This window comes from Nostoc sp., assembly GCF_036917415.1.
Classification (GTDB): domain Bacteria; phylum Cyanobacteriota; class Cyanobacteriia; order Cyanobacteriales; family Nostocaceae; genus Nostoc.
The window spans coordinates 200,316-224,290 of sequence record NZ_JBALDJ010000116.1 but is presented as its reverse complement, the minus strand read 5'-3'; the positions used below and the strand labels follow the sequence as shown (position 1 = coordinate 224,290).

General features: G+C 41.7%; 23 protein-coding genes. 6 read left to right on the top strand and 17 right to left on the bottom strand.

What is annotated here, in order from left to right; all coding sequences use genetic code 11:
• The first annotated feature begins 292 nt into the window (after positions 1–292).
• Genes V7K41_RS28285 through V7K41_RS28275 form a run of 3 tightly spaced genes read left to right on the top strand, consistent with a single transcriptional unit; the run spans position 293 to position 1,389 of the window.
• Positions 293–502, top strand: coding sequence for a DUF2997 domain-containing protein (locus V7K41_RS28285; RefSeq protein WP_012406943.1), 210 nt, complete (start codon positions 293–295; stop codon positions 500–502).
• Between the two features lie 39 nt (positions 503–541).
• Positions 542–928 (top strand): DUF1257 domain-containing protein, encoded by a 387-nt coding sequence (locus V7K41_RS28280; RefSeq protein WP_012406942.1) that lies wholly within the window; start codon positions 542–544, stop codon positions 926–928.
• Positions 928–1,389 (top strand): ferredoxin, encoded by a 462-nt coding sequence (locus V7K41_RS28275; protein WP_334853625.1) that lies wholly within the window; start codon positions 928–930, stop codon positions 1,387–1,389. The genes V7K41_RS28280 and V7K41_RS28275 overlap by 1 nt, the downstream gene beginning before the upstream one ends.
• Positions 1,390–1,508: 119 nt before the next feature.
• Here the strand turns inward: V7K41_RS28275 and V7K41_RS28270 are convergent, their stop codons facing one another.
• The 3 genes from V7K41_RS28270 to V7K41_RS28260 form a co-directional block, all read right to left on the bottom strand.
• Positions 1,509–1,793 carry a YiaA/YiaB family inner membrane protein gene (locus V7K41_RS28270; RefSeq protein ID WP_104905732.1) on the bottom strand — a complete coding sequence of 95 codons (285 nt, stop codon included), beginning with the start codon at positions 1,791–1,793 and terminating at the stop codon, positions 1,509–1,511.
• Between the two features lie 254 nt (positions 1,794–2,047).
• Positions 2,048–3,652 carry a DUF4335 domain-containing protein gene (locus V7K41_RS28265; RefSeq protein WP_334853622.1) on the bottom strand — a complete coding sequence of 535 codons (1,605 nt, stop codon included), beginning with the start codon at positions 3,650–3,652 and terminating at the stop codon, positions 2,048–2,050.
• A 250-nt stretch (positions 3,653–3,902) separates the two neighbouring features.
• Positions 3,903–4,508, bottom strand: coding sequence for a DUF3038 domain-containing protein (locus tag V7K41_RS28260; RefSeq protein ID WP_334853621.1), 606 nt, complete (start codon positions 4,506–4,508; stop codon positions 3,903–3,905).
• A gap of 732 nt (positions 4,509–5,240) precedes the next feature.
• Here V7K41_RS28260 and V7K41_RS28255 point away from each other — a divergent pair.
• Positions 5,241–6,170 (top strand): molybdate ABC transporter substrate-binding protein, encoded by a 930-nt coding sequence (locus V7K41_RS28255; protein ID WP_334853619.1) that lies wholly within the window; start codon positions 5,241–5,243, stop codon positions 6,168–6,170.
• A 502-nt stretch (positions 6,171–6,672) separates the two neighbouring features.
• Here V7K41_RS28255 and V7K41_RS28250 read toward each other — a convergent pair.
• From V7K41_RS28250 to V7K41_RS28230, 5 genes are all read right to left on the bottom strand, one after another.
• Positions 6,673–7,323, bottom strand: a complete 651-nt coding sequence (locus V7K41_RS28250; RefSeq protein WP_334853617.1) for a Uma2 family endonuclease — start codon at positions 7,321–7,323, stop codon at positions 6,673–6,675.
• 271 nt (positions 7,324–7,594) lie between these two features.
• A complete protein-coding gene (locus V7K41_RS28245; protein ID WP_334853616.1) occupies positions 7,595–10,012 on the bottom strand; it encodes an endonuclease MutS2 in 2,418 nt (805 codons plus the stop codon).
• 196 nt (positions 10,013–10,208) lie between these two features.
• Positions 10,209–10,505 (bottom strand): DUF2288 domain-containing protein, encoded by a 297-nt coding sequence (locus V7K41_RS28240; protein ID WP_334853614.1) that lies wholly within the window; start codon positions 10,503–10,505, stop codon positions 10,209–10,211.
• Between the two features lie 84 nt (positions 10,506–10,589).
• Positions 10,590–11,627: an AI-2E family transporter gene (locus tag V7K41_RS28235; protein ID WP_334853613.1), complete on the bottom strand. Its 1,038-nt coding sequence runs from the start codon at positions 11,625–11,627 to the stop codon at positions 10,590–10,592.
• A gap of 202 nt (positions 11,628–11,829) precedes the next feature.
• Positions 11,830–12,468 (bottom strand): lysophospholipid acyltransferase family protein, encoded by a 639-nt coding sequence (locus tag V7K41_RS28230; protein ID WP_334853611.1) that lies wholly within the window; start codon positions 12,466–12,468, stop codon positions 11,830–11,832.
• On the opposite strand from V7K41_RS28230, the gene V7K41_RS28225 reads away from it, so the two are divergent.
• On the top strand, positions 12,461–12,697 hold the full coding sequence (locus V7K41_RS28225; RefSeq protein ID WP_334853610.1) for a hypothetical protein: 237 nt from the start codon (positions 12,461–12,463) through the stop codon (positions 12,695–12,697). The two genes, V7K41_RS28230 and V7K41_RS28225, sit on opposite strands and share 8 nt — an antisense overlap.
• Before the next feature lie 158 nt (positions 12,698–12,855).
• Here V7K41_RS28225 and fabD read toward each other — a convergent pair whose 3' ends face one another.
• From fabD to V7K41_RS28180, 9 genes are all read right to left on the bottom strand, one after another.
• Positions 12,856–13,737, bottom strand: coding sequence for an ACP S-malonyltransferase (fabD, locus tag V7K41_RS28220; RefSeq protein WP_334853608.1), 882 nt, complete (start codon positions 13,735–13,737; stop codon positions 12,856–12,858).
• Positions 13,738–13,846: 109 nt separating this feature from the next.
• A complete protein-coding gene (locus V7K41_RS28215; protein ID WP_334853607.1) occupies positions 13,847–14,839 on the bottom strand; it encodes a beta-ketoacyl-ACP synthase 3 in 993 nt (330 codons plus the stop codon).
• Positions 14,840–14,952: 113 nt separating this feature from the next.
• Positions 14,953–15,975: a phosphate acyltransferase PlsX gene (gene plsX, locus V7K41_RS28210; protein ID WP_334853605.1), complete on the bottom strand. Its 1,023-nt coding sequence runs from the start codon at positions 15,973–15,975 to the stop codon at positions 14,953–14,955.
• 241 nt (positions 15,976–16,216) lie between these two features.
• Positions 16,217–17,698 (bottom strand): leucyl aminopeptidase, encoded by a 1,482-nt coding sequence (locus tag V7K41_RS28205; protein ID WP_334853603.1) that lies wholly within the window; start codon positions 17,696–17,698, stop codon positions 16,217–16,219.
• Between the two features lie 485 nt (positions 17,699–18,183).
• Positions 18,184–19,350: an EcsC family protein gene (locus tag V7K41_RS28200; protein ID WP_334853602.1), complete on the bottom strand. Its 1,167-nt coding sequence runs from the start codon at positions 19,348–19,350 to the stop codon at positions 18,184–18,186.
• A gap of 206 nt (positions 19,351–19,556) precedes the next feature.
• Complete coding sequence (locus tag V7K41_RS28195; protein WP_334853600.1) at positions 19,557–19,850, bottom strand: type II toxin-antitoxin system PemK/MazF family toxin; 294 nt, start codon at positions 19,848–19,850, stop codon at positions 19,557–19,559.
• Positions 19,847–20,083 carry a hypothetical protein gene (locus V7K41_RS28190; RefSeq protein WP_334853598.1) on the bottom strand — a complete coding sequence of 79 codons (237 nt, stop codon included), beginning with the start codon at positions 20,081–20,083 and terminating at the stop codon, positions 19,847–19,849. Before V7K41_RS28190 ends, V7K41_RS28195 begins: the two co-directional genes overlap by 4 nt.
• 152 nt (positions 20,084–20,235) lie before the next feature.
• A complete protein-coding gene (locus tag V7K41_RS28185) occupies positions 20,236–21,054 on the bottom strand; it encodes an alpha/beta fold hydrolase (protein ID WP_334853597.1) in 819 nt (272 codons plus the stop codon).
• Between the two features lie 65 nt (positions 21,055–21,119).
• Positions 21,120–21,845 carry a lysophospholipid acyltransferase family protein gene (locus V7K41_RS28180; RefSeq protein ID WP_334853595.1) on the bottom strand — a complete coding sequence of 242 codons (726 nt, stop codon included), beginning with the start codon at positions 21,843–21,845 and terminating at the stop codon, positions 21,120–21,122.
• 380 nt (positions 21,846–22,225) lie between these two features.
• On the opposite strand from V7K41_RS28180, the gene metG reads away from it, so the two are divergent.
• Complete coding sequence (metG, locus tag V7K41_RS28175; RefSeq protein ID WP_334853593.1) at positions 22,226–23,830, top strand: methionine--tRNA ligase; 1,605 nt, start codon at positions 22,226–22,228, stop codon at positions 23,828–23,830.
• Positions 23,831–23,975: the final 145 nt, after the last annotated feature.

Below are 23,975 nucleotides of genomic sequence, written 5' to 3'. Positions count from 1 at the left end.
TACTACCTCTAATCCTTATTTTTAGGACTTTTGCAGCTTACTTAGCTAACTCCAGTTGTTACCTTGACTAATCAATGAGGTTAAGAGAAACTAACTAAATACTGATGTGTGTGCTTATAATATTAATAACTTTTGTAAAGATTCTGAGATATATATGTTGAAAGATGGAACATTAATTAACAAATGGCGAGTTTGTATCTAATATCTAAGTAAAAATGTTCCTACGGCTATATTTGTAGCCTTCTGCTAAGGCAGTAAAATTTAAGCGTACTTATCGTGGTTGGCCAAGAGCATGGAGACATTAGAGTTCATAATCTATCCAGACGGTCGGGTACAAGAGAAAGTCACTGGCATTGTGGGTGCTTCTTGCGCTGAGGTTACAGCAGCAATAGAGGCACAGCTGGGGCAAGTACTTAATCATGAGCCAACCTCAGAATATTTCGCCGCGAAGGTGCAGCAATCTAATGTGGCGAATACACACACCACTTACAGCGATTGGTAAGTTTTCACAGTAGTTTAGTGTTATTAATTCATAACCACCATGTCACACTTTAGCCAAATTAAGACTCAAATCCGTAACCTTGATTCTTTGAAAGATGCTTTGACTGAATTGGGCGTAGACTGGAAACCCGGCCCACGCGAAGTCCGTGGCTATCGCGGTCAAACCCATCCTGCGGAAGTTAGTATTGAGCAGGAAAATGGCTATGACATCGGTTTTAGATGGAATGGCAAAGAATATGAACTGGTGGCTGACTTGCAATATTGGCAGCAAGACCTATCCGTGGACGGATTTTTGCGCCAAGTAACACAGCGCTATGCTTATCAAACAGTTGTGAAAGAAACCGCTCGTGTTGGTTTTCAAGTCTCTGAACAACAAAAAAATGAAGATGGTTCAATTCGCCTGGTAGTACAGCGCTGGAGTGCGTAATGGCTGATTTTCTGCCGTCGCCGGAAGAACAAGAAGAGAACCGTTCCGGTTTGGAACCAGAATTAGGGGGTTTTTTACGGGATGCCCCAGAACGTTCTGGTTTAGAACCGGAATTGGGTGGTGTATTTCGCCAAAATGGTGTTTATGTTGACGAAATCACCTGTATTGGTTGCAAGCATTGCGCTCATGTTGCGCGTAACACCTTTTATATTGAACCAGATTACGGGCGATCGCGCGTAGTTCGGCAAGATGGGGACGCTGAGGAAATTATCCAAGAAGCAATTGACACTTGTCCGGTTGATTGCATTCATTGGGTTGATTACACTGAACTGAGAAAGTTAGAAGACGAGCGCAAATATCAGGTAATTCCTTTAGTGGGTTATCCGGTAGAACAGGCAGTTGTTGCTAGCGAACGTCGGCGTAAAAAGCAAAAGTTGAAGACCAAAAAATCTCGTTATTAAGATAAAAACGTTAAATCAATTTAATAAAGGACTGGTATATCCAGTCCTTTTGTTTTTCGTCATATAGTTAATTTATGATGCAAGAATAATTTTGAATTCCCTGTTAGGGCTAACTCCCTTCATTTTAAATTTAGAGGATCGTGTTGTGAAAGCAATTTTTCTACTTTTGCTTCGTCTAACCTAGCGGTTAATCTTCTAGTTTCGTGCAAGTCTCTAGTAGTTTTTGCCAAAGTAAAAGTTGAGCCAACAGAGAAAGCCATACCCATACCCATAAAGCCTTTCACCCAGCCATTTACGGGTAAGTTTACAATACCGAAGGTGGTCATAGAAATAGAAATCACAAAAGCTGCCCAAGTTTGAATAACCCAAGCTGCACTGTCTTTCTGGGTACCAATTGTTTGCATATTTCTTACCTTTGATAATTCGTAATTAAGAAGCGTAAGATTTAATCTGGGTTTCCAGACTTATATCTATAGTTATAGTTTTGGAGAATTGGTGTTAACAGTAATTATATTTATTGGTAGGTTTACTGGTATCAATAGTAAGACCAGTTTCATAACTGGACTTCAACAGGTAAGCTCAAGAGCAATTGTAGTAAGTAGAAACTGGCACAAGATTTGTACCAGTTTTACAAGTGGCATTAAAAGGATGAGTTTACTTATTGATCTGGAAAAGTCTGTACCTTGCCATCAGGGCTGAGAACAACTCGAATTCTGACATTTTGTCCATTTTTATTGGCAGAAACAAAAGGTTTACCAACTTCAGGCATCCCAGCGTTATCAACGAATTCTCTTGCTGCCTTATTAAGGGGGAAAATTCGTTCAATTGTGCCGTCAACACCAACTATCAAACTGTACTCTAATGTTTGTCCCAGTCCAGTAGGTGGTTGCCAACGCTTTGTTAGGTATTCTCTAGCTTCTGCTACTTGAGGTGTGTCAAATAATGTGCCAGTAGCTACTTCTCTGGATGTGGGGTTTTTACCTGCGTCCCCTAATTGATCGATAAAGGGATTATTCTCCGCAGTCCTAGAGGAGGGAAGTTGTGAAGCAGGTTTTTCTCCAGCAGAAGATTGCTGTAAGGAACGGATTCTTTCGTCTAGCTGTTGTGAGGTTAGTGGGGAGGGTTGGGTTGGGGTATTGACACGATTATTATTGGGTATGGTGTCAAGAGATGGAGGGAGGACGGGTGAGATATTAGTTGGTAAGCTGCTGGCGTTAGAAGATAGTCTGGGTGGCAAATTCCGCAGTTTAGGGATAGTACCAGCACCGCCTTGGGGACTTGACCCGGTTGGATTCTGTCCCAGATTTGGTAATATGGCAATTTCCTGTCCTGGGATTTTGCTGGATGGTGCAATCGCTCGATTACTAGGAAGGGTTGCAGTCGTCCCTTGAGGTATTGTCAATGTATTTGGTGGCGGTGCAGAGAAACTACTAGAACTAGGGGCTGTTAGAGGTGCTTGGGGTAAAGTGGATGTGGAAAGTGGAGGAGTAGAACCTAGCAAATTATTTGATGGAGAGGTTAGCCCAGGTTCAGGCGTGGGAAAGTTTAGTGAGGATGAAGGTTCTAGAGCAGTCTTTACTGTTGCTGAATCTGATGTTTTGGCTGTCTGCTGTTGCTTTTCTCTAATATTGTTAGCATATTGCCAAGTAACTGGTAAAAAACCTATACCTAATACTAAGACTGCGGCAACAGGTGCCCAAGCAGGGAACCTCATCGAAGCTGTGCTGTTGAGAGTTGGAAGTGCCATGACATCAGTTGAGTATTCATCTAAAGCACTTGCCAAATCGAATAGTTGCAGCAAACTGAGTTGAATTACGGGGCCAGATGAATGGTTGGCAAGAGAACCAAGAAATAGGTTGTGAGTTAAATAGCTGCTTGGTTCTAAGTAGATATTTGCCCCTGGAATCTGGGTACTAAAGGCATTTAATGTTTTTGTTGAAGACTTTAATTCTGGCTCATCCAGTGCTGCGCTTGATTCTTGAGTACTGGAGAAACTGACCCAAAAGCTTTCTGGAGACTGTTGGAGGAATTGCTGTACATAGTTGGTGACAGCATCACATAAAGCTTCGAGTTGCTCGCGATCGCCCCGAATTGGAACTCTGTGTTCTTCTGGTAGTCGAGGATCGTCAAAACGTAGCTCAAAACTCAGATGTTTGAGGACAGTTTTCCCCATCCAACGAGACAGAGATGAGCTTTGCGCAAATACTTCTAGCGTGCAAGTCGGTGGTGTGTAGCAACGAATAACAGAATTTGATAGAGGCATGACAGGAACTGCGAAGAAGACTATATTGGGATTTTGCAAAAATTGAGCCAGTTGCTTGCAAAGAAAAGTTGGAACGGTGGATTTTTCCACTCAGAAATTTGTCAGGTTCCTTCCGTTATTCAAACTGGCGTGCAAGGAGGAAGCATTGCTAGATAGTGCATCGCCCAAGAGCTAATGACCATCAAAAAGGTTTCCTGACCTAGCAAACTTTTACGAGCAAATTTTGGTTGAAGAATTTCAAATCTAAAATTTAAAATTTTGTTGAACGGTCTATAAGTGCTAGCCAAAGACGGCGATGCCCACCAGGAGCGCTGTAAAAAAGTAAATCTACAAGCAGTTTTAGGGCCAGGTTGGTTAGTAAATCCGTTGAGATTTGCTCGTCCTCTTCCATCCGCTCTTGGTAGGTGTTGCAAAAAGCATCAATATAATCTCCAAGTAAAGCAGCCTGGTGAGGTTCTCGGTTATTTTCTGCCATTTGTTCTAACAGACCGACAGCGCGGCGAATCAATTCCTGGTGCTGTTTGGCTAAGTAGCAGACGATCAAAACAAGCGATCGCGCTTCTTCGACATCTAGCTTTTTTCGCCCTCCTTGACCTTTGCGTAGAGGATTTGATTGGCGCAATCGCCATAAAGCTACGCGGTCTGGCACTCTTGACTCTAAATTCAGATCGGTTGCCGCCGAAAGCATTGCCTCTGAACCAATCCCAGTTAAGGTTTCTAGCGCTAACAGCACCAAGTCTAATTGGGTTTTGATATTGTCCCATTGAACTGTGTTTGGGGCTGAAAGCTTGATTAAATCCTCCCACTGGGAATTTGGAGTGGCTGAGTTGGCGGCCGAGTGCATAACTTTTAGCATAGGTGATCGAGCTGATAGGGGATGTTGCTGTTACCCATTTTGAAACCAGACTCTTAAGAATCAAGCTTGGTTTCCCATAGCTATGAGCCAGAGGCTAGCTTTTTTATGTAGTAAACAGTAGGTATCTTTGTCTTACTCTAGATGAAAATTTATTTTCGACAAAGTAAAAAATTATCAATTCTAATTAAGGTTTACCTGACTTTCGCCGTTAGCTCCGTATCAGAGTATAAATAAACAATATTAAAAATGCTAACCGCTAACGATCGCTAAGTAATTATGTAGAATACCTCCTAATTTGTTTGTGGTTTGAAATTTTGAAATTTCTTGATATTTATTACTTGGTCTTAATGTATACATAATTACTCTACAAATATTTTACCTGTTTGCTCAAGGCACTTTTTGCTGCTGGACATTATCTCAACTTAGTTTTACTTGTGTGCAGCCTGTTATTTAGTATAGGCTGGGCAACATCAGGACGATTGACGCCTCTATGAATAAAACTGATGACAAACTTAAAAATTTGATAAAGTCAGCATTTGGATATGTTGGGTGATTGATTTATTCCAACTTCGTTGGTACTATAACTCTAACCGCAAAACACGCACATATCAGAACTCATTTATAAAGTTAATGGGCAGAGGTAATACTTTAGATATTTACCAAAACCCACACTGAAGCATGGGTTGCAGATCATTCACCTAATAGAAATAGCAACGCAATAATATAACAACTATGAAAAAGCATTTTTTTGCCTTTTCACTGATAGCTTGTGCTGTCGGTGTGACACTGCCAACTCAGGCATTCGCGGTTAAACTATACGCTGCTGGTAGTTTGCGGGATAGTCTCACAGAAGTAGGTGAATCTTTTAACGAGAAATATGGGATTCCAGTAGAAACGCGCTTTGGCCCGTCTGGTCTAACACGAGAATTGATAGAACAAGAATTATCCAAAACTGGAAAATCCGCAGATGTTTTTGCCAGTGCAGATATTGATAATCCTCAGACATTGTTTGAAGAAGGTTTAAGTGAACCTGTAGTGAACTTCACCAGCAACCGTATGACTGCGGTTGTCAGATCGGGACTTGGTATCACATCAGATAATTTGTTAGATTTTTTGTTAAAACCCGAAATCAAGTTAGGAACTTCCACGCCTCTAGCAGATCCATCTGGTGATTATGCATGGCAAATATTTGACAAGTCCGATCGGGTTACACCTGGTAGCTCTCAAATTCTGAAGAATAAAGCTTTACAGTTAGTAGGTGGTAATCCTAATGCTCCTATAGTTCCTAATGGCAAAAATAGTTTAGTCTACTTTTTAGAAGAAACAAAACAGGCAGATATATTTTTAGCTTATTACACCAGTGGCAAGACTGCCCAAGCAACAAAAGGTGGTGAAAATCTGCAAATAGTAGAGTTACCCGACTATTTAGCAACGAAAGCTAACTATGGACTAACTACACTGAAAAATGCCGATCCTGATGGTGAAAAATTAGCTGGATATATCCTGTCACAAGAAGGGCAAGAAATTTTAGCAAAGTATGGATTTACCGCGCCCTCTACTTCTGTTCCCGAACATCAAGGTGCGGGTGGAATTTTGCTGGCGGTAGGGGTAGCTTTTATCTTGAATAAAAAGCAATTAATTAAATTAGACTACCACAGGTAGAAAACTTCCTAATTTTGTCTTGTTCTGATTCAAATCAATCTGATAGTACATTCAATAAGGAACCAATATGTTCGCAGGCGCGTGAATGATGGCTATACCGATAACCTCTCGTTAGTAATCACCAAAGTTCCAGAACCAAGAATTTCATATTTCTTGCTAGTTAGCTTATATCAAGTCCGGTTAATCACTTATGATTACCGGATCTATGCAAAAATCGGAAAAGTCTCTTTCCCCCTGCTCCCTGCTCCCAGCAAGAACTGCGGTCTAAATGATAAGTCTTTGACCGGACATGATATTATCTTGTCTGATAGTATGGAAATTACGTAGAAACCGCCAATTATTGCCGTAGATTTCATTATCTTCATCTAACTTTGGGTGATGAAATCATAAATGCGTGACAGGGAATAATAAAAGACATTGGCATTGTATTGAAGAAGCAGCGAATAATACTTTTATCCTACTAGCCACAACCTTTTTGAGTAGCCATTTCTGATAATTTCAACTAAATATGGCTACTAATTTGCTGTCTTATCCACGCACGAAATGCTTTCATTGTCGCATTTCTGCCATTGGTTTTACTCAGTATCAAATATTCGGGAATTACTTGGAAAATTGAGAAGTTAGGGAAAATAGAACTGATATTTGATTCTATATATTTACCATCAAAAAGCACGTTTATTTCCAGCTTTTTTCCATTCCATCGCCACAGTTCCGGTACTCTCAACGCTTGATAATTATTGAAACGAGTGCGGGAGGTAATATCAATTTCAATAGCCAAATCTGGAGGCGGATCAGTTTCTAAATTTATTCTATCTTTGCCCCTAATTTTAGCTTCATTTTGGATATAGAAACAATCATCGGGTTCTACTCCAGCATCCATACTTTCTTTATCAAAAGTTGTAGAACCTAAACTCCAAAATTCCAGATCGAGTTCTTCTAATAAAATTTTTAACAAGTCCCCAATAATAACTTTAGCTACTTCATGCTCTGGTAATGGAGCCATTATTTCCAGCACCCCTTGACTGTAACCTATCCGAGAGCTGCGATTGTCTCCCAATTCTGCTAAAATGCGTTTGTATGCCGACCAGGAGACATCTTTAATCAACAACTGATGACCGGCTCTAACAATTAGTTGATTGAGTTCAAGTAACATCGCAAATTTCCTTCTCTTTATTAATGGCAATACGCTTGGTGTTCGCAAGCTGGGCTATTAGTAAAAAAACTAAAAGCTGCAATGAAAGGTAAAATCTTAGTCTTCATACTGTTTTTATTCTGTAACTTCTGCTTCATCCTAACTTTGGGTAATGAAATATAGTAGTTTTCGTTTGAATGCAACCGATGGTGAGGGCATAGCATTCCTATGCCCTAACAGTGGTCTGTATTCCATGCAATTAAGAACCGCTATAGTTACATTTATTACTACTTTATTTTAGATGAACAACGGTAACACCACTGCCGCCATCTGCTTGTTCTGCTGGTTCGTAATTGTTCACTCTGGAATGCTGCTGCAAAAAGGCGTGAACTCCTTGTCGTAGCTTACCAGTACCGTACCCGTGAATAATCCAGATTGGGCCTGTAGCTTCCGAAATGGCTTTATCTAAAATATATTCAGCATCAGCCACCCGTTTACCACGCAAATCGATGGTATTTTGGGAAGTCCGAATTTCTGGGACACTTTGCGGTGGGGGGGCTACTGCTACTGGGGCTAGTTTGGCTTTGACGACTGGTTCGGCTTTTTGACCATCTAGAGATTCTACGTCTTCCAACTTCACAGTCATCTTCATTAGCCCAAAGCGAACGCTTAACTCGCCATCTTCATCAGGGGCGGCGATCACTTCCGCTGTCTGTCCCAATTTGGGAACGCGGATGCGATCGCCTACTTTGGGCATAAACCCAACTTTTGGTTTTGCTGGCGTTACTGACTGATATTGCTGGCCAATTTGATTCAAAGCATTGGTTGCTTGCTGGGCTTCTTGGGCTGTGGGCGTACCTTTCTGTAAACGGCGGATAACTTGGGCAATTTCACCTTTTGCTTGGGCGATCGCTTGCTGCACTGCTATTTCCTGTGAGGCCCGTAAACTGCTTTCCCTTTCTTCCAAACTTGCAGCTTTTGCGGATACTTCTTTGTATAAACGTTCCGCTTGCTGCAACAAACTTTGGGCTTCCGCAGCTTTGGTTTCTTGACGGCGGCGCTGCGCTTCTAAGCCAGCAATCACCTGGTTAACTTCATCTGTGGCCTCTCCCACTTGGGTTTTTGCCTCTTCTACCACTTCTGGTTTTAATCCCAAGCGCAGGGCAATGGTTAGGGCATTAGAACGTCCGGGGATGCCCCACAGGAGACGGTAAGTAGGTGAGAGAGTACTTTCGTCAAATTCTACAGAGGCATTTTCAAACCGATCGTCTTCATATTTCAGGGCTTTTAATTCCCCGAAGTGAGTGGTGGCAATAGTTAGCTGGGCATGGTTGGCGAGATATTGCAACAAAGCGATCGCTAAGGCGCTACCTTCCACTGGATCGGTTCCTGCGCCAACTTCATCGAGTAAGACTAGGGATTGGGGATTAGGAATTTCCTTTTCCACAGTCCCAAGTCCCAAGTCCCCAGTCCCCAATGCTTCCAAAATCCGACTAATTCGGCGGATGTGTCCAGAGAATGTAGATAAACTTTGCTGTAAGGATTGTTCATCGCCAATATCTGCCAGCACTTTATCAAACCAAGGTATTTCTACTGGTTCGCGGGCGGGGACAAATAAACCCACTTTGGCCATTAATGCTGCTAACCCCAAGGTTTTTAAGGTTACAGTTTTACCGCCAGTATTTGGCCCGGTAATTGTCACTACTCGAATTTGGGGGCTAATCAGTAAATCTACAGGAATTACTGGTTGCCCTTGTTCGTGCTGTTGCTGCCACACTAACAGAGGATGTCTTAAGTTCCGTAAGGTAATGATTTCCCTGTCTTCTCGCTGGATAAATCGTGGGGGATTCGCTCCTAGCCAGTAGCTATATCGCGATCTAGCGGTTGCCAGATCCAAAGTGGTAGCGATCGCTAACAACCTCTCCAAATCTGGTTTGACTGCGGCTACAAGTTCTGTCAAAATGCGGCGAATCGTTTCTTCTTCGGCTTGCTCTCTTCTAATTATCTGCCGCAGTTGGTTGCCTAGAGGTACTACTGAATTCGGTTCCACATACAGGGTGGCACCGCTGGTAGAGGTATCGTGGACTATGCCGGGGATGGCATCTTTTTGGGGTGCTTTTACAGGGATAACAAAGCGATCGCTCCGTTGGGTAATCAGCTGTTCTTGAACTGCGCCAGATTTTGCCTGTAAGATATTTTGCAGCTTTTGAGTAATTTGGCTGCGTAATCGCCGTAAGTCTGTACGAATTTCTCCCAGTTTTTGACTCGCGCGGTCAGTTACCTGGGCCCGTTCATCAATACAGCGATGAATTTCCTGTTCTAGTTCGGGATAAGTCCGCAAATCGGCAACCAAATCAGTCAATATCGGCAAATCTTCTTGATTGTCGATGACACGGCGCAAATTTCTGGCACCAGCGAGGGTGGTGGCGATCGCTAACAGTTCATCTCCTGCCAAAACTCCACTACGTTCTGCCCGTTCTAAGGAATCGCCAATATCTTGAATTCCTTCAAATGACAGTCCTGTGGTCAGGCGAGTTTCCAGTTGGTAGACTTCTTTGGTTTGCTCTAACAACTCTTGGCTTTGGATCTGAGAATCGGGTATTTTCAGATGACGCGCAGCTGTCGCCCCCAGTTTCGTTGCCGCAAAGGTGGCAAGATGCTGGCAGAGGCGATGCCATTCTAATAATTCTAAGGTTTCAGATTGGATCAAGGTTTCAATATCTAATCTGAAATTATGGTAACAATTCTAGCTCCTAGATGGATAAATCTTAAAGGAGAAAATTTTCCTTTAATTCAATCAGCCAGCTAGTCCCTGGCAATAGCAAAGTAATAACTGGCACATTGAGCTATCTGTTATGAAAAAATACCCCAACACCAACTGTCATCGAAAACAACACAGAAACTAATTAAGCAGCGACTATTTCTTGCGCCAGAACGTAAGGCTGAACGATGAGAGTATTAAATCGCTTACTGCGATCGCCATTCCATTCTCCCACCTGTACTGTCGTGGGTTTGGTAATCAATTGTTTATCAATCCACTGTTCCACTGATGGAATGTTATCGCTGGCGATCGCTACTCCAACATCCACCAAATTTAGTTCAAGGGCCACCAAAATTACTGCATCTCGTTGTACATGAGGAATTAGCCACTCCCACTCTGCCTCATCCAAAATTTCTGTTAATTCCGTTCTTAAATCCGACATTACTTCCCAATGTTTATTTGTAAATGGCTATTTTTACATTATTCCCTAGTTCCCTGTTCCTGACAAATGACAAATGACTAATGACTAAACTTCTGATTTCATTTCATCAATTTCAAATAAAGATACAATTACCCCAGCGATCGGAATAGATATAAAAACACCTAATAATCCTGCTACTCTAGCTCCTACTAGTAAAGCAAAAAATACCACTACAGGATTAAGATTCAGCGCACCTTGCATAATTCGAGGCGCCATCAAGTTGTCTTGTATCTGCTGGAGGACGATACAAGCTATTAATACTTTCACTGCTAACCAAACACCTTGAGACAATACAAATAGAGTAACTGTGCTTACTCCTAATGTCGCCCCTATGCCAGGAATGATATCAACAATTCCAACTATAATTGACAATATCAAAGCAAAAGGTACTTTTAATAGTAAAAACACTAGGAATGTTGAAATTGTTAAAAATGCACTTAATAGCAGTTGACCTCTAAAAAATCCTAAAAAAGACTTTCTGATAATATTTGTAAATCTATTACGGCGCTGTTTTGGGACTATTTTTAAAATAAAATTCCATAGGTTTTCTCCATCTAGTAGCATAAAAAAAGCTACAACTGCAATTAATATAAAACTTACAAAGTTCGTCATAAACCCTTGTAAAATAGCTAAACTATTAACAAGAGTTGATACAGCTTGATTCCGTAATTGTTCTTCAATAAAACTTAAATCTATCTGGAAATTACGATTTTTCAACAATCCTTCCAGTCCATCTAATAAAGGTACTAAAGAATTTAGAAATGCAGTGATACTATCAATTAATTGTTGTCCTTGAGATAAAACCGTTAAACTCACAGTAATTATTAGACCACCTATAATCACAATACTGAGTAAGAAAACGACACCAACAGCTATACCGTGGGGCAAAAAACGCCGTAGCCCTTGTACAGGATAACTGAGCAAAAAAGCTAAAATTGCCGCAAATGTAAAAATAACAATGATCGCTTCAAAGTAAGCTAAAAGCTGTACAATTGCCCAGCCAGATGCAACCAAAAGCAAAAAGCGAACTAATGCCAGATTATTTAATCGCTCCCAAAAATTCTTGGCTTCAAAGCCGCTCATAATAATTTATAATTTCTAATTTGTTATTAAGACTTAGACAAAAACTAGTTGTGTAGTGTGAGAAAGTTGCCCACTCCACAAGATTAATAATTTATTTGTTGGAAGTCCCTTAATTGATTGCTATAGTGAATTGACTTTAAGATTAGATCAACCTAATAGCGATCGCTACCTTCTTAAAGCATACATCTCTTGCGTGTCTAACTCATCTTCCTAAATCATGCATTTCGTTTATTACTGTGGCACACTTTTGTGTTAGATTCTCCAATTCCTCTTTATTACTGGAATTAGGAGCATCAATCAAGTTACCAATTCTGACTGTGATCGGAACTGCGCGAGGTAGGGACGCTCCTTTTTGTAAAATCTTCTCAGTACCCCAGACACTCACCGGCAATATTGGGGCTTTTGCTTTCGCCGCCAGCAGCAATGCACCTCTTTTGGGGTCTGTAATTCGACCATCTGGGGTACGAGTACCTTGCAAGAAAACACCGACAGCCCAACCATTATCGAGATATTGTAGAGCGGCACGGATGGCATTGCGATCGGTATTTCCCCGACTTACCGGGTAAGCACCATACAATTTAATCGCTTGCGCCAAAATGGGGATATTAAATAACTCTTCCTTAGCCATGTACGCTACTGGACGACGTACACAATTAGAGACAATTGGCGGATCGAAGTAACTAGCGTGATTACTCACTACTAGTAGCGGCCCTAAGTTGGGGACATTTTCCGCACCATAAATCTGGCCCCGAAAGTAAGCGTGGAGCATGGGACTGACAACTGACCATTTAAAGGCGTGGTAAAGTGCCAGACTGATCGACGGTTCGCGGTTTTTGTCCACAGAAGATAATGCAAATCAAACTGAACTTAGCATAAGCGATCGCAACACCCAGATCAAACGCAAAAAAGTTGTAGATATGATGGCGAAGAATGCTGAAGAACGCTATCAGAGTGCATTAGGACTGAAATATGATTTAGAAACTTGTTTAACTCAACTTCAGTCAACTGGTAAAATTGAAAGTTTTCCAATTGCACAAACATTGCACAAACAGATGTGTGCGATCGCCTGAAAAATATCAGCACCAGTCTTTGCACTTTTTCCCGTGCTGATAAGGATTACAAAGTACCGTTTAATATCCATGAAGGTATCGATAATACGATTTTAATTCTTAAACCTGCAAGTAATGATTCTCGTGTCTCAACCCTACCTAATAAGAAGCTAAAAAAATTAAACAGGTAAATCACTAGCCCTCTGGATGTTTTGTAAAATTAAATCAGGGCTATTACGTTTAATCAAGCCAGTTAGGACTTTACCAGGGCCAATTTCCATTACCCGTTCGATACCATTAGCTGGTAATTGCAGACAAATTTCTCGCCATCTTACAGAACCAGTCATTTGTTTATTCAGGCGTTCCTTTAAAATCTCGGCATCAATAGACGGAATTGGTTCTACATTAGACAAAACTGGTACAATAGCTGGCTGAAATTCTACAGATTCTAAAATGTCTTGGAATTCCGCAGCTGCTGGTGCTATTAAGTGTGAATGAAATGCTCCAGAAACTTTTAAGGGAATCGCACGCTTTACTTTGACTTGAGTCATCACCGCTTTTACAGCCTCAGTCGTACCTGAAATTACCACCTGAGCCGAACTATTATCATTTGCTATCACCACATCAGAGGTTTGAGAAATGACTTTTTCTAACTGTTCGTGGTCAAAGTTGATCAAAGCTGCCATCATCCCATCGACGGAACTATCCATAAGTTCTGCACGACGCTTTACCAGATATAAACCAGCTGACCACTCAAAGACACCCGCTATATAAAGGGCAGTATATTCTCCCAAACTATGACCAGCAACTAAATCTGGCTGGTGTCCCCGCTCTCGAAGCAGGTCAGCAAGAATGCTTTCGACCACATAAAGAATTGGTTGAGTATACAGCGTCTGTGATAACTTCTCTTCTTGAGTTTGACAAATTTCAGTTACAGACCAACCCAAAATATCCTCAGCTTTGGCAAGCTTGTATTTAGCGGACGGTATATCTAATAAGTCCATTCCCATTCCCAGCGTTTGGGAACCTTGTCCGGGAAACACCCATGCAGTTTTTGTCATTTGTCATTGGTCATTGGTCATTGGTCATTGGTCATTGGTCATTTGTCATTGGTCATTAGTCATTAGTAATTAACAAAGGACAAATGACTAATGACAAAGGATAAAAGATTTATCTTCCCCATTGAAAGATCGCCGCGCCCCAGGTAAGACCGGCACCAAAGCCGGATGTAGCAACGATTTCATTGGGTTTAATTTTACCTTGTCGTACTGCTTCATCTAAAGCTAAGGGGATGGAAGCAGCTGAGGTATTGCCATAGTGGGCGAGATTACTAATAACTTTATGTTCTGGGATATTCAGGCGTTGGGCAACGGCATCGATAATCCGCTGATTGGCTTGATGCAATATCAGCCAATCTATCTGGTCAACGCTGATGTTGGCTTTAAACAAGGCTTTATCAATTATTTCTGGCACTTTTTGAACAGCAAAGCGGTAGACTTCTTTGCCGTTCATCGTAATCGGTTGGTAAGTGCCTTTGGTGATATTTATATCAGTCAATAGTTCTTGGGAATTACCTGCATAAGCAAGGTTGAGGTAATGGTTTTGAGTACCATCACTTTTAAGTGCAAATCCTAATAAGCGATCGCTTTTGGCAGCTTGTAATACCACTGCCCCGGCACCATCACCAAATAATACACAAGTCCGCCGATCTTCCCAATCTACCCAGCGAGAGAGGATATCTGCCCCTATTAACAATACATTTCTATAGACACCAGTTCTAATGTATTGGGCTGCTGTAACCAAACCAAACACAAAGCCGGAGCAGGCAGCGGTCAAGTCAAAGGCTACTGCGTTGGTAGCTCCCAATTTAGCCTGTACTTGACAAGCACTACCAAACAAATCATCAGGGGTGGAAGTTGCTAGCAGAATCAGGTCTAAGTCTTCTGGTTTAATTCCTGAAGCTGCGATCGCCTGACTGCTGGCGGCAGTAGCGAGTATACTCAAAGACTCAGATGGGAGAGCTAATCGACGCTGACGAATTCCCGTTCTTGTAGCGATCCACTCATCTGATGTTTCAACTAGTTCACTCAATGTCTGGTTGTGTAGGGAAGTTGCTGGTACTGCCGAGCCACTTCCAATAATTGCTACGCCTAAGTTTTGCACTCCTAATCTCCCAAGCTATCAGCTTTTTGTCCTTTGTTCTTTGTCCTTTGTCAGTTGTCCTTTGTCCTTCGCAAATGACCAATGACAAATGACCAATGACCAATGACCGATCGCTAACTGCTCTCGCGCTCTAACATATATTGGGACTGAATTCGTTGTATCACCTGGTTGTCAACAGCTTCTTTTGCCATACGAATTGCATTAAAAATTGAAGGTGCTTGGGAGCTACCGTGACCGATAAAACAGACTCCTGCCACGCCCAATAGCAAAGCGCCACCGTGTTCTGCGTGATCCATTCGTTGCTTAATTCGCTTCAAGTTGGGTTTTAAAAGTGCTGAACCGATTTGACCGTGCAATCCTTGGGGTAATTCTTCCCGCAGAATTTGTAGAATCACTTCTCCAACGGCTTCGGCAAATTTTAATAATACATTGCCCACAAAGCCATCGCAGACAATCACATCAAAGCGACCGGAAAGCACATCACGCCCTTCAGCATTGCCAATAAAATTAATTTGGGAATTTTCGCGTAGCAGTTGGTGGGCGCGGACGGCTGCATCATTGCCTTTAGAGTCTTCTTCACCGATATTCAGCAAACCCACCTTCGGTTCAGTTGTACCCAAGACATACTGACTGTAAGCCGATCCCATAACGCCAAACTGCTCTAAAAACTTGGGACGGCAATCTACATTTGCGCCAACATCAAGTACCAGTACTGGCTTACCAGCAATAATTGTCGGAAAAACTGTCCCGATGGCTGGGCGATCGATTCCTGGTAATCTTCCTAAACGGAGCAAAGCTGATGCCATAGCCGCCCCAGAGTGACCCGCAGAAAATACGGCATCTGCCTTTTGCTGCTTGACTAAATCTATCGCCACATTGATAGAAGCCTTGCGTTTGCGTCTAACTGCATTTAAAGGCTCCTCATCCATAGCGATCGCTTCTTCAGCATTCACGATCTCTACCTGCCCTAAACTTGTTTTTGATGGCAAGGCAGCTTCTATTTGTTGGGGATCGCCAACCAAAAATATATCTACACCCAATTCTTCTCTTGCTCGCAATGCGCCAGCAACGATTTCACCGGGTGCATGATCCCCTCCCATTGCGTCAATTGCGATCCGTACACGAGTCGATCCCATTGCTCACAGCTTCTAGAAACCTTACAAATTTTACCAGATGGCAATGCCCGAAAAAGCTTAACTTTCTGAGCGCCAAATTAATTCTGTTACTATTGCAACAATTTTTGCTGGCGAGCTCAAGATAGCACGAATTGTTAAGTATTGGGCATAGGGCATAGGGCATTGCGATTAGGGGAAAGGTGACAGGTAATAGGGAATAATCTGTACCCTGTAACCTATACCCTATTCCCCTGTTGACTCCCTATTCACCACTTCCCATAACCCAATCAACTAGCGTCCGAACACCGTAGCCAGTTGCCCCTGCGCCGTTGTAGCCATTTTCTTTATCTGTCCACACTGGACCAGCAATATCTATGTGCGCCCAAGGGGTTTGTTTGACGAATTGCTTCAGGAAAAGGGCAGCGGTGATTGCACCACCTGGACGCGGCCCTGTATTTTTCATGTCCGCAATACCAGACTTTAACCCTTCAAAATATTTTTCTTCCATTGGCATCCGCCAAATCTTTTCCCCTGAAGTTTGGGCAGCTTTTTCAAGCTGGGAGGCTACAGCATCATCAGGAGTGTACAAACCAGCAATATCGTCACCCAAGGCAATGACGTTGGCACCAGTCAGTGTGGCTAAATCAACGATCGCATCTAATCCCAATTTGTCGGCATACACCAAGGCATCTGCTAAGGTCAAACGTCCTTCTGCGTCGGTGTTGTTCACTTCAATTGTTTTGCCATTTGATGCTGTGAGAATGTCTCCAGGGTGCATGGCGTGACCGCTAATCATGTTTTCAGCCGCCGCCGAAATGAAGTGAACTTCAACATCTGGCTTAATTTGAGCAACTGCTTTTGCTGCCCCCAAGGTAGCAGCTGCACCCCCCATATCCATCTTCATGGTTTCGATGCCGCTACCAGCACCTTTAATGTTGAGTCCGCCGGAGTCGAAGGTTACACCTTTGCCAATAATTGCTAATTTCTTTTTGGGTGTACCTTCTGGCTTATAAGTTAGGTGAATGAATTTCGGTGGCAAATCGGAAGCTTGAGCTACTCCTAAAAATGCACCCATGCCCAACTTTTCACAGTCTTCTCGTTCCAGAATTTCCAGTTGTAAACCATAATCCTTGGCGATCGCTTGAGCAGTTTCCGCTAAAGTAAGTGGTGTTACTGCATTAGCTGGTGCTGCTACTAATTGCCGTGCCAAATTTACCCCGGAAACAATTTGATTGGCGCGGGTGATGGCGGCTTCTTGTCCACCAAAACCCAGTAAATCTACACTTTCTATTGGTGAACCTTTATCTTCTGGTTCGGATTTAAAACGAATATCTTGATAAAGTGCTAATTCCACACCTTCTACGATCGCTTGGGCACTCGCTGCTGGATCGTTGTTCCACAATGGAAAGCTAAATCCGAGAATTTTGCTTTTTTGCTTTTTTCCTACCCTGGCTACAGCCGCAGCAGCGCGGCGCAGAGTATCTAGTTTTAGTGCATCTGGTTTGCCTAAACCTACTAAAATCAATTTCCGCACTGGGCTATCAGCATTTACACGGGTGAAAATAGTGCTATTGGCTTTACCTTTAAATTCTTCTTCGGCAATCAGTTCTTTTAAGACCCCGGAAAACTTTTGATCTAAAGTAGCTAGTTCTCCGGTTAACTCCACTGCATCTTCAAATAATCCAATTGCCAAACTATCGCCTGCCCACTCTAGTAAAGGCTTATCACTAGGTTGAATTGTCATTTTGGGATTTTGTGTAAATATTCCTTCTTGTACCAGTATTGCTCAAAATTCTGGTTTCATGGTGAGGGGAGTGGGGATTGGGCATGGGGAATTGGGCATTGAGCATTGGGGAGAAAGGGTTAGTAAGTATAAGTCTAACCAATTAGTATAAATAGCATTCGTTAAGAGTCTTTGAGCCTGGTTAATCCACCTCAGAACTCCGTTAACGAGTCTTTGATACTCATTAATCCACCTCAGAACTCCATTAACGAGTCTTTGATACTCATTAATCCACCTCAGAACTCCATTAACGAGTCTTTGATACTCATTAATCCACCTCAGAACTCCATTAATGAGTCTTTGATCCTCATTAATCCACCTCAGAACTCCATTAATGAGTCTTTGATCCTCATTAATCCACCTCAGAACTCCATTAATGAGTCTTTGATATTCGTTAATGAAGCTATGAACTCTACTCTTTTACTTCCTGTCCCATGCCCAATGCCTTATCCCCCAATTTTATTTGTGTCAATATCAAATTTGCTGGCGATCGCTTCTATTATTTTTTGCTCAGGTGCTGTAATCTGATTATCAAGCTGGGCAATTTTGTAACATTGAGCCAACAAAGGTATGGCAAAATCACGATTCAGTTGATTGAGCAATACATCTAAAGGCTTGGGCGATTTGATATTTTGGGCAATGGCATCCAACGAAGTCGGACTGAGGTTTAGAGCTTTTAATTCTGGTAAAATTTCTTGCCAAGTCTTTTCTGGATGGCTAGCTAGGATCGTGTGAACTAAGATTTGATCCATGAGAGCTTGTTGAGCGATCGCACTTTCTAAATACTTTTCACTTTCGGCTTTTAATGTTGCCAATGTCTGTGGCGATGCCAAGGAAGTAGATTCATCCAGCTTGGTTTCGTAAAATCGACAAGCAGCATACCCCAATGAATAGATCATCGTCGCATTTGAACTAGCTCCAATCACTGCACCCGCCAAGGGCAAATTTCGCAGCAAGCCTAACCCCGCAGCTTTCAACAAACGTCCTCCACCCAAAGCCAACCCAAAAATTGCCAAAATTTCACCTTTACGGGCAGGGTCTTTTAAATCTAGCCCGTAGACAGATGCAATTTGATAAAGCATTTCTGACTGCAATTTTGTTGTGGCTGTTAAATCAATTGCCAACAATGCCACTGCTATTCCTGGCAAAAAACTAGTAGCTAGTCCAACTGTGGCTGCTTTAGTTGCTTTTTCCACCATGATTCGGTGAGCAAGCTGGCTGGGTGATTCATTTGGATACTGTTTCTTGAGTTTGTTTACTGCCGCTTGTGCTTGTTCCAAATCAACAAGGTTAGTATCGCTAATCAGCCAATTGAGATTTAATACTCCAGATAGTTTTCTAATCAGCCAATTTTCACTGAGGCGATTCACAACCTGACCGCTGGTTTGAGTTGTTTGCTCAATGAACTTGTGTGTTTCTTTCGCTGTCGCTTCTCCCACCCCTATTGCTGTGTCTAAAACTGCTTGGCCAGTCTCAGCAACAGTTTTAATCAAAGACTCTACTATAGACGGTTCATTTTCTACTGATGATTGAGCCTGGATTTTTACTTCTGAAGTTTCTTTAGGTGAATTAACTAATTTATTCACTTTTATTTCTTGGGGTTTGTCTGCCATTGCTTGACACCATCTTGTAAAGCCTCTCTCTTTTGGTTGTAGCGAAGTTTGAGGAGCTTTGACATCTCTCTATAAGTACAATTCATCAGAGCAAATAGGAATGATTATGAGCCTTAACTATAGACATACGAAGGATGACAGAGGTTCTGATTTTAAAATTGATAACCCAATGTCAACAACACTTTATCTTCTAAAATAGCGAGTATTTATGGAGTTATAACGCCTACTTTTCTTTGCAATCTTGTTTTATCAATTACCCGCAATTGGTGGCAAAGAGCAACTGAATCCCGTTCTAATCCACCTTCACTACTTTGAATTAATAAACAGGTTGGCAAAGACGCACGACGCAAATTTGTTGTTAGAGGAATGGTGATGATAGTGGTGGAGAATTCGGTGACAATATTATCTTGAAAAAGAATAACTGGTCTTATGCCTCCTTGTTCAGAACCCTTCGTAGGGTCTAAATTGGCTAGCCATACTTCACCTCGTTGAACCCTCATTTTAAATCTTCTTGTGTAAGTAGTTCTGCATATTCATCTAATCCTGCCTCCGCTAGTTGACGATCTTCCTGGGCAAATTCACTGTAAAGAGCAGCCATTTTATTTTTATCTATTTGCCAGCTAATATTTCTGCTGCGGAATTTGAGAAAGGCAATAAAATCACTAACTTGTTTGAGTTGTTCTTCATTCAATTTGTCTAATTCTAGGCTGAGGAATTCTTTGAGAGCAACCATTTGATAGTCTCCAAAAATATGTGGTTAAGTTTTTTAAGGATGCAAATATTATTTGAAGGTGACGAGATATTAGATGTACTTTACTTTACTTTCTTACCAAAGAAGGCAAAATCAAGGTTGTCAACTCTCTGAATTGATGTGTAGCACACTTTTTACTTTTTAACTCTACCTTTATCAGCTTGACTTTCTAAAAAGTCGTTATCCTTAAGAATTTTATAGAGATTAGTATCTTGCTCTAGCAAGCATGCGTGTCCACAATTGGGCAACACTACAATCTTGTTATTTGGTAGGATATTCGCTATCCGGTTGACTTCACTTACAGAAGGCAAAAGGCGATCGCTAGCACCGGCAATCAACAAAACTGGTTGAGTTAAACGCCTTAACTGTTCCTCATCAACATGAAACTCTCGCAGTAAAGACAACCGCCAATGAACGGTTTCTGCTGGGACAGAACGCATCGTTTTTAGCAGATCGTGGCGATCGCTTTGAGAAATGCGTGGCAAAGATGCTAAAAATGGCAACAAGCCTAGTGCGCCAATATCATACAATCCTGATGGCACTAAGAAAGTTAGCTGGGATGCCCAACTTAACCAAGGGCGAAGCTGAAAGGACGAAGCTGGGTTAATTAGGATAATTCGCTTAAATAAATGGGGTGCTTGGATTGCCACTTTCATTGCCAAGCAACCACCAAAGGACTCACCGCACAAGTAAACTGGTCTTTGAGGGTTTTTTTCTAATTCGGCATCGATCAAGTCCAATACACTCTTAGTTAGGACATCCCAATTGTTAAGGTCTTTCCGGGGGAGCGCCAAACAACGGACATCAAAGCCAGTTTCTAATCCTGCGGTTTGCGATCGTAATAGTTGACCAGTTCCATCCATTCCTGGCAAATATACCAATAGCGGATACTCTGGCTGTACTCGTTTAGGAGTTAAAAAACAAGGGTTTAGCTCAACTTCTGTGATAGTCATTAGTCATTGATATAAAACTTTTGAACTGCTGATTGTTACTAATAAAAGCTTCGGTGCTTTTGATTCTAATAGCAACCTTGACGCAGTAAATTACTAATCTCGCCGTGACAGTGTTCTGTCAGTTCAGCCACAACAGTTCTAGCTTGTTTGCCATGATATTTTTTATGATGTTGGGGTGTAATCCAATAAGGACGACCGATTAACACTGCAACCCGACGATAAATTACTAAAGGATGCCAACCACTCTGATTAAATAAAGGTTCTGAAGGGTCAAATACACTCAAAAGTCTTAATGGGAAGCCATTAGTGTTTACTTCTTCTAAGGAAGCGATCGCGATCGGTAAAATAGCTAAATCCTCCACATTCGCTCGTAATGCCAAATGGGCAAATCCCCGCTGGAACTCACCCACCTGGTTGGGCTGAGTAAATTTCACCATTGGTGCAGTCCCTTCTGGAAATACTCCCACCATTTGCTTGGACTGCAATAGCACCTGTGACTGCGAAAAAAAACTTTGCTGGCGGTTTTGAGTTTCTTCCAAGGGGAAACACCCCAATTGACCGGTGACAATCTCCCGCATGACTGGAACTTGCCCCATGTAGTGATGGCAAGCAAAGCGAATCGGACTCGATAACGCCGCCATTAAAATCAGGGCATCCATAAAGCTGCGATGATTGCTGACTACCAAAACGCTGGCATCCTGGGGAATGCGGTCTTCGTAATAGCGGAACATTTGCGTTGAGAATGCCGCCACCAAAGTGCGAGAAATCTCTAGGGGGCTATTTCCACTCATACCTAATCAATAATATTTTCCGGTAAATATGGCAATTTGTCTTAATTTTAGTTTTACATTTCTTTACTATTGCCATGACCGTCTTAAGATAGAAATATCTAATCTACAGAAGTAACTAGATTTTCTGTATTCTTAATTATGTATTCTCAAGCACAATAATATCTAATAGAAACTATTTAAAAAAATTATGATTAGTTAATTTCCATTTTTTAGGTAAGAATGAGTTTAATTGATGCATATTACCAAACAATTTTTGACCTGATAAATTTGCTAGTATGAAGATGTTATTGGAAAAAATAGTAATAATATTGTATAATTACGTGGTTTTGCCGCCAAAAGCTAAGATGTAAAACGTTTTAATAAGTTAATTTTGATTTTGCATGAATCTAGTGAATAAAACAGAAAATACATTTGCGTTGACTACACCCCTATATTATGTAAACGATGTCCCTCATATAGGCAGTGCTTATACGACGATCGCAGCCGATGTAGTGGCGCGATTTCAGCGGTTACTGGGACATCAAGTATTACTAATTACAGGTACAGATGAACATGGGCAAAAAATTCAGCGATCGGCAGAAAGTTTAGGGAAAGCGCCACAAGAATTTTGTGATGAAATTGTCCCTAGTTTCGTGAGTTTATGGCAATTATTAGACATTCAATACGATCGCTTTAGTCGGACTACTGCACCTCGTCATCAAGCGATCGTTAAAGAATTCTTTGAGCGAGTCTGGGAATCTGGTGATATCTACCAAGGACAACAACAAGGCTGGTACTGCGTATCCTGCGAAGAATTCAAAGAAGAACGGGATCTGTTAGAAGGACACCGTTGCCCAATTCATACTAACAAAGAAGTGGAGTGGCGAGACGAACAAAACTATTTTTTCCGCTTATCCAAATATCAAACCAAGCTGACAGAATTTTATCAATCTAAACCGGATTTTATTCAACCAGAAAGTCGGCGTAATGAAGTTCTCAGCTTTGTCAATCAAGGACTGCAAGATTTTTCCATTTCACGAGTGAATTTAGATTGGGGTTTTCCTGTACCAGTCGATCCCAAGCACACTCTCTATGTCTGGTTTGATGCGCTGCTAGGTTATGTCACAGCATTACTTGAACCAGATGCAGAACCGACTTTAGCAAATGCTTTAGAAACATGGTGGCCGATTAACCTGCACCTAATTGGTAAAGATATTCTGCGCTTTCATGCAGTTTACTGGCCAGCAATGCTGTTATCGGCTGGCTTACCCTTACCAGAGAGAGTCTTTGGGCATGGCTTTTTGACTAAAGATGGTCTAAAGATGGGCAAAAGTCTGGGTAACACCCTTGATCCAGTGGCATTAGTTAAAAGCTATGGTAGTGATGCCGTTCGTTATTACTTCCTTAAGGAAATCGAATTTGGCAAGGATGGAGATTTTAATGAAGTTAGGTTCATTAATTCTCTGAATGCAGATTTAGCAGATAAATTAGGCAATTTGCTCAATCGCACTTTGAGCATGGTGAAAAAATACTGTGCTGAGAATAAAGTACCATCAATCGGCAATGAAGCGATTCCTGACGAAAATCCTTTGAAAGCCATTGGTTTACGTCTAGGGGAACAGGTAAAACAAGCATACCAGGAGCTAGCTTTCAGTCAAGCCTGTGAGGCTATTCTTTCACTGGTGCAAGTCAGTAATAAATTTATTGATGAACAAGCTCCTTGGTCATTATATAAACAGGGACAGCAGGAGGCGGTGGAAAAGGTTCTCTACGCAGTTCTAGAATCAGTTAGACTAGCAGCTTATCTGCTATCCCCAATTATTCCGAACATTAGTAGCGATATTTATCAGCAGCTAGGCTTCAGAATAAATTTTAACGATCAAAAACAAAGTTCAGTTAATGCTCCTTTTGCCATCCATGCTAAATGGGGGCTACTATCGAGCAAACAACAGTTGGGTACACCCCAACCGATTTTTAAGCGAATAGAATCCCCGAAAAACAATTAGTCCTTATCAAACTCTGATTTTGTTCAATTTTTTATTTTCTCACAAAATTTATCGTGGCTCAATTTAAATTAGCCGCAGAACATTATCATAAGCCGCTGTGACTAGCATCTAAAAGTTGGTAATTTGTATCAAAAATAACAGGGAT

Coding starts and splice junctions, on each gene's coding strand:
- plsX (WP_334853605.1), bottom strand. CDS start 15,975: ATGGGATCGACTCGTGTACGGATCGCAATTGACGCAATGGGAGGGGAT.
- V7K41_RS28280 (WP_012406942.1), top strand. CDS start 542: ATGTCACACTTTAGCCAAATTAAGACTCAAATCCGTAACCTTGATTCT.
- V7K41_RS28265 (WP_334853622.1), bottom strand. CDS start 3,652: ATGCCTCTATCAAATTCTGTTATTCGTTGCTACACACCACCGACTTGC.
- V7K41_RS28190 (WP_334853598.1), bottom strand. CDS start 20,083: ATGGTTGCTCTCAAAGAATTCCTCAGCCTAGAATTAGACAAATTGAAT.
- V7K41_RS28195 (WP_334853600.1), bottom strand. CDS start 19,850: ATGAGGGTTCAACGAGGTGAAGTATGGCTAGCCAATTTAGACCCTACG.
- V7K41_RS28255 (WP_334853619.1), top strand. CDS start 5,241: ATGAAAAAGCATTTTTTTGCCTTTTCACTGATAGCTTGTGCTGTCGGT.
- V7K41_RS28240 (WP_334853614.1), bottom strand. CDS start 10,505: ATGTCGGATTTAAGAACGGAATTAACAGAAATTTTGGATGAGGCAGAG.
- V7K41_RS28235 (WP_334853613.1), bottom strand. CDS start 11,627: ATGAGCGGCTTTGAAGCCAAGAATTTTTGGGAGCGATTAAATAATCTG.
- fabD (WP_334853608.1), bottom strand. CDS start 13,737: ATGACAAAAACTGCATGGGTGTTTCCCGGACAAGGTTCCCAAACGCTG.
- V7K41_RS28250 (WP_334853617.1), bottom strand. CDS start 7,323: ATGTTACTTGAACTCAATCAACTAATTGTTAGAGCCGGTCATCAGTTG.
- metG (WP_334853593.1), top strand. CDS start 22,226: ATGAATCTAGTGAATAAAACAGAAAATACATTTGCGTTGACTACACCC.
- V7K41_RS28180 (WP_334853595.1), bottom strand. CDS start 21,845: ATGAGTGGAAATAGCCCCCTAGAGATTTCTCGCACTTTGGTGGCGGCA.
- V7K41_RS28260 (WP_334853621.1), bottom strand. CDS start 4,508: ATGCTAAAAGTTATGCACTCGGCCGCCAACTCAGCCACTCCAAATTCC.
- V7K41_RS28185 (WP_334853597.1), bottom strand. CDS start 21,054: ATGACTATCACAGAAGTTGAGCTAAACCCTTGTTTTTTAACTCCTAAA.
- V7K41_RS28205 (WP_334853603.1), bottom strand. CDS start 17,698: ATGACAATTCAACCTAGTGATAAGCCTTTACTAGAGTGGGCAGGCGAT.
- V7K41_RS28270 (WP_104905732.1), bottom strand. CDS start 1,793: ATGCAAACAATTGGTACCCAGAAAGACAGTGCAGCTTGGGTTATTCAA.
- V7K41_RS28275 (WP_334853625.1), top strand. CDS start 928: ATGGCTGATTTTCTGCCGTCGCCGGAAGAACAAGAAGAGAACCGTTCC.
- V7K41_RS28200 (WP_334853602.1), bottom strand. CDS start 19,350: ATGGCAGACAAACCCCAAGAAATAAAAGTGAATAAATTAGTTAATTCA.
- V7K41_RS28285 (WP_012406943.1), top strand. CDS start 293: ATGGAGACATTAGAGTTCATAATCTATCCAGACGGTCGGGTACAAGAG.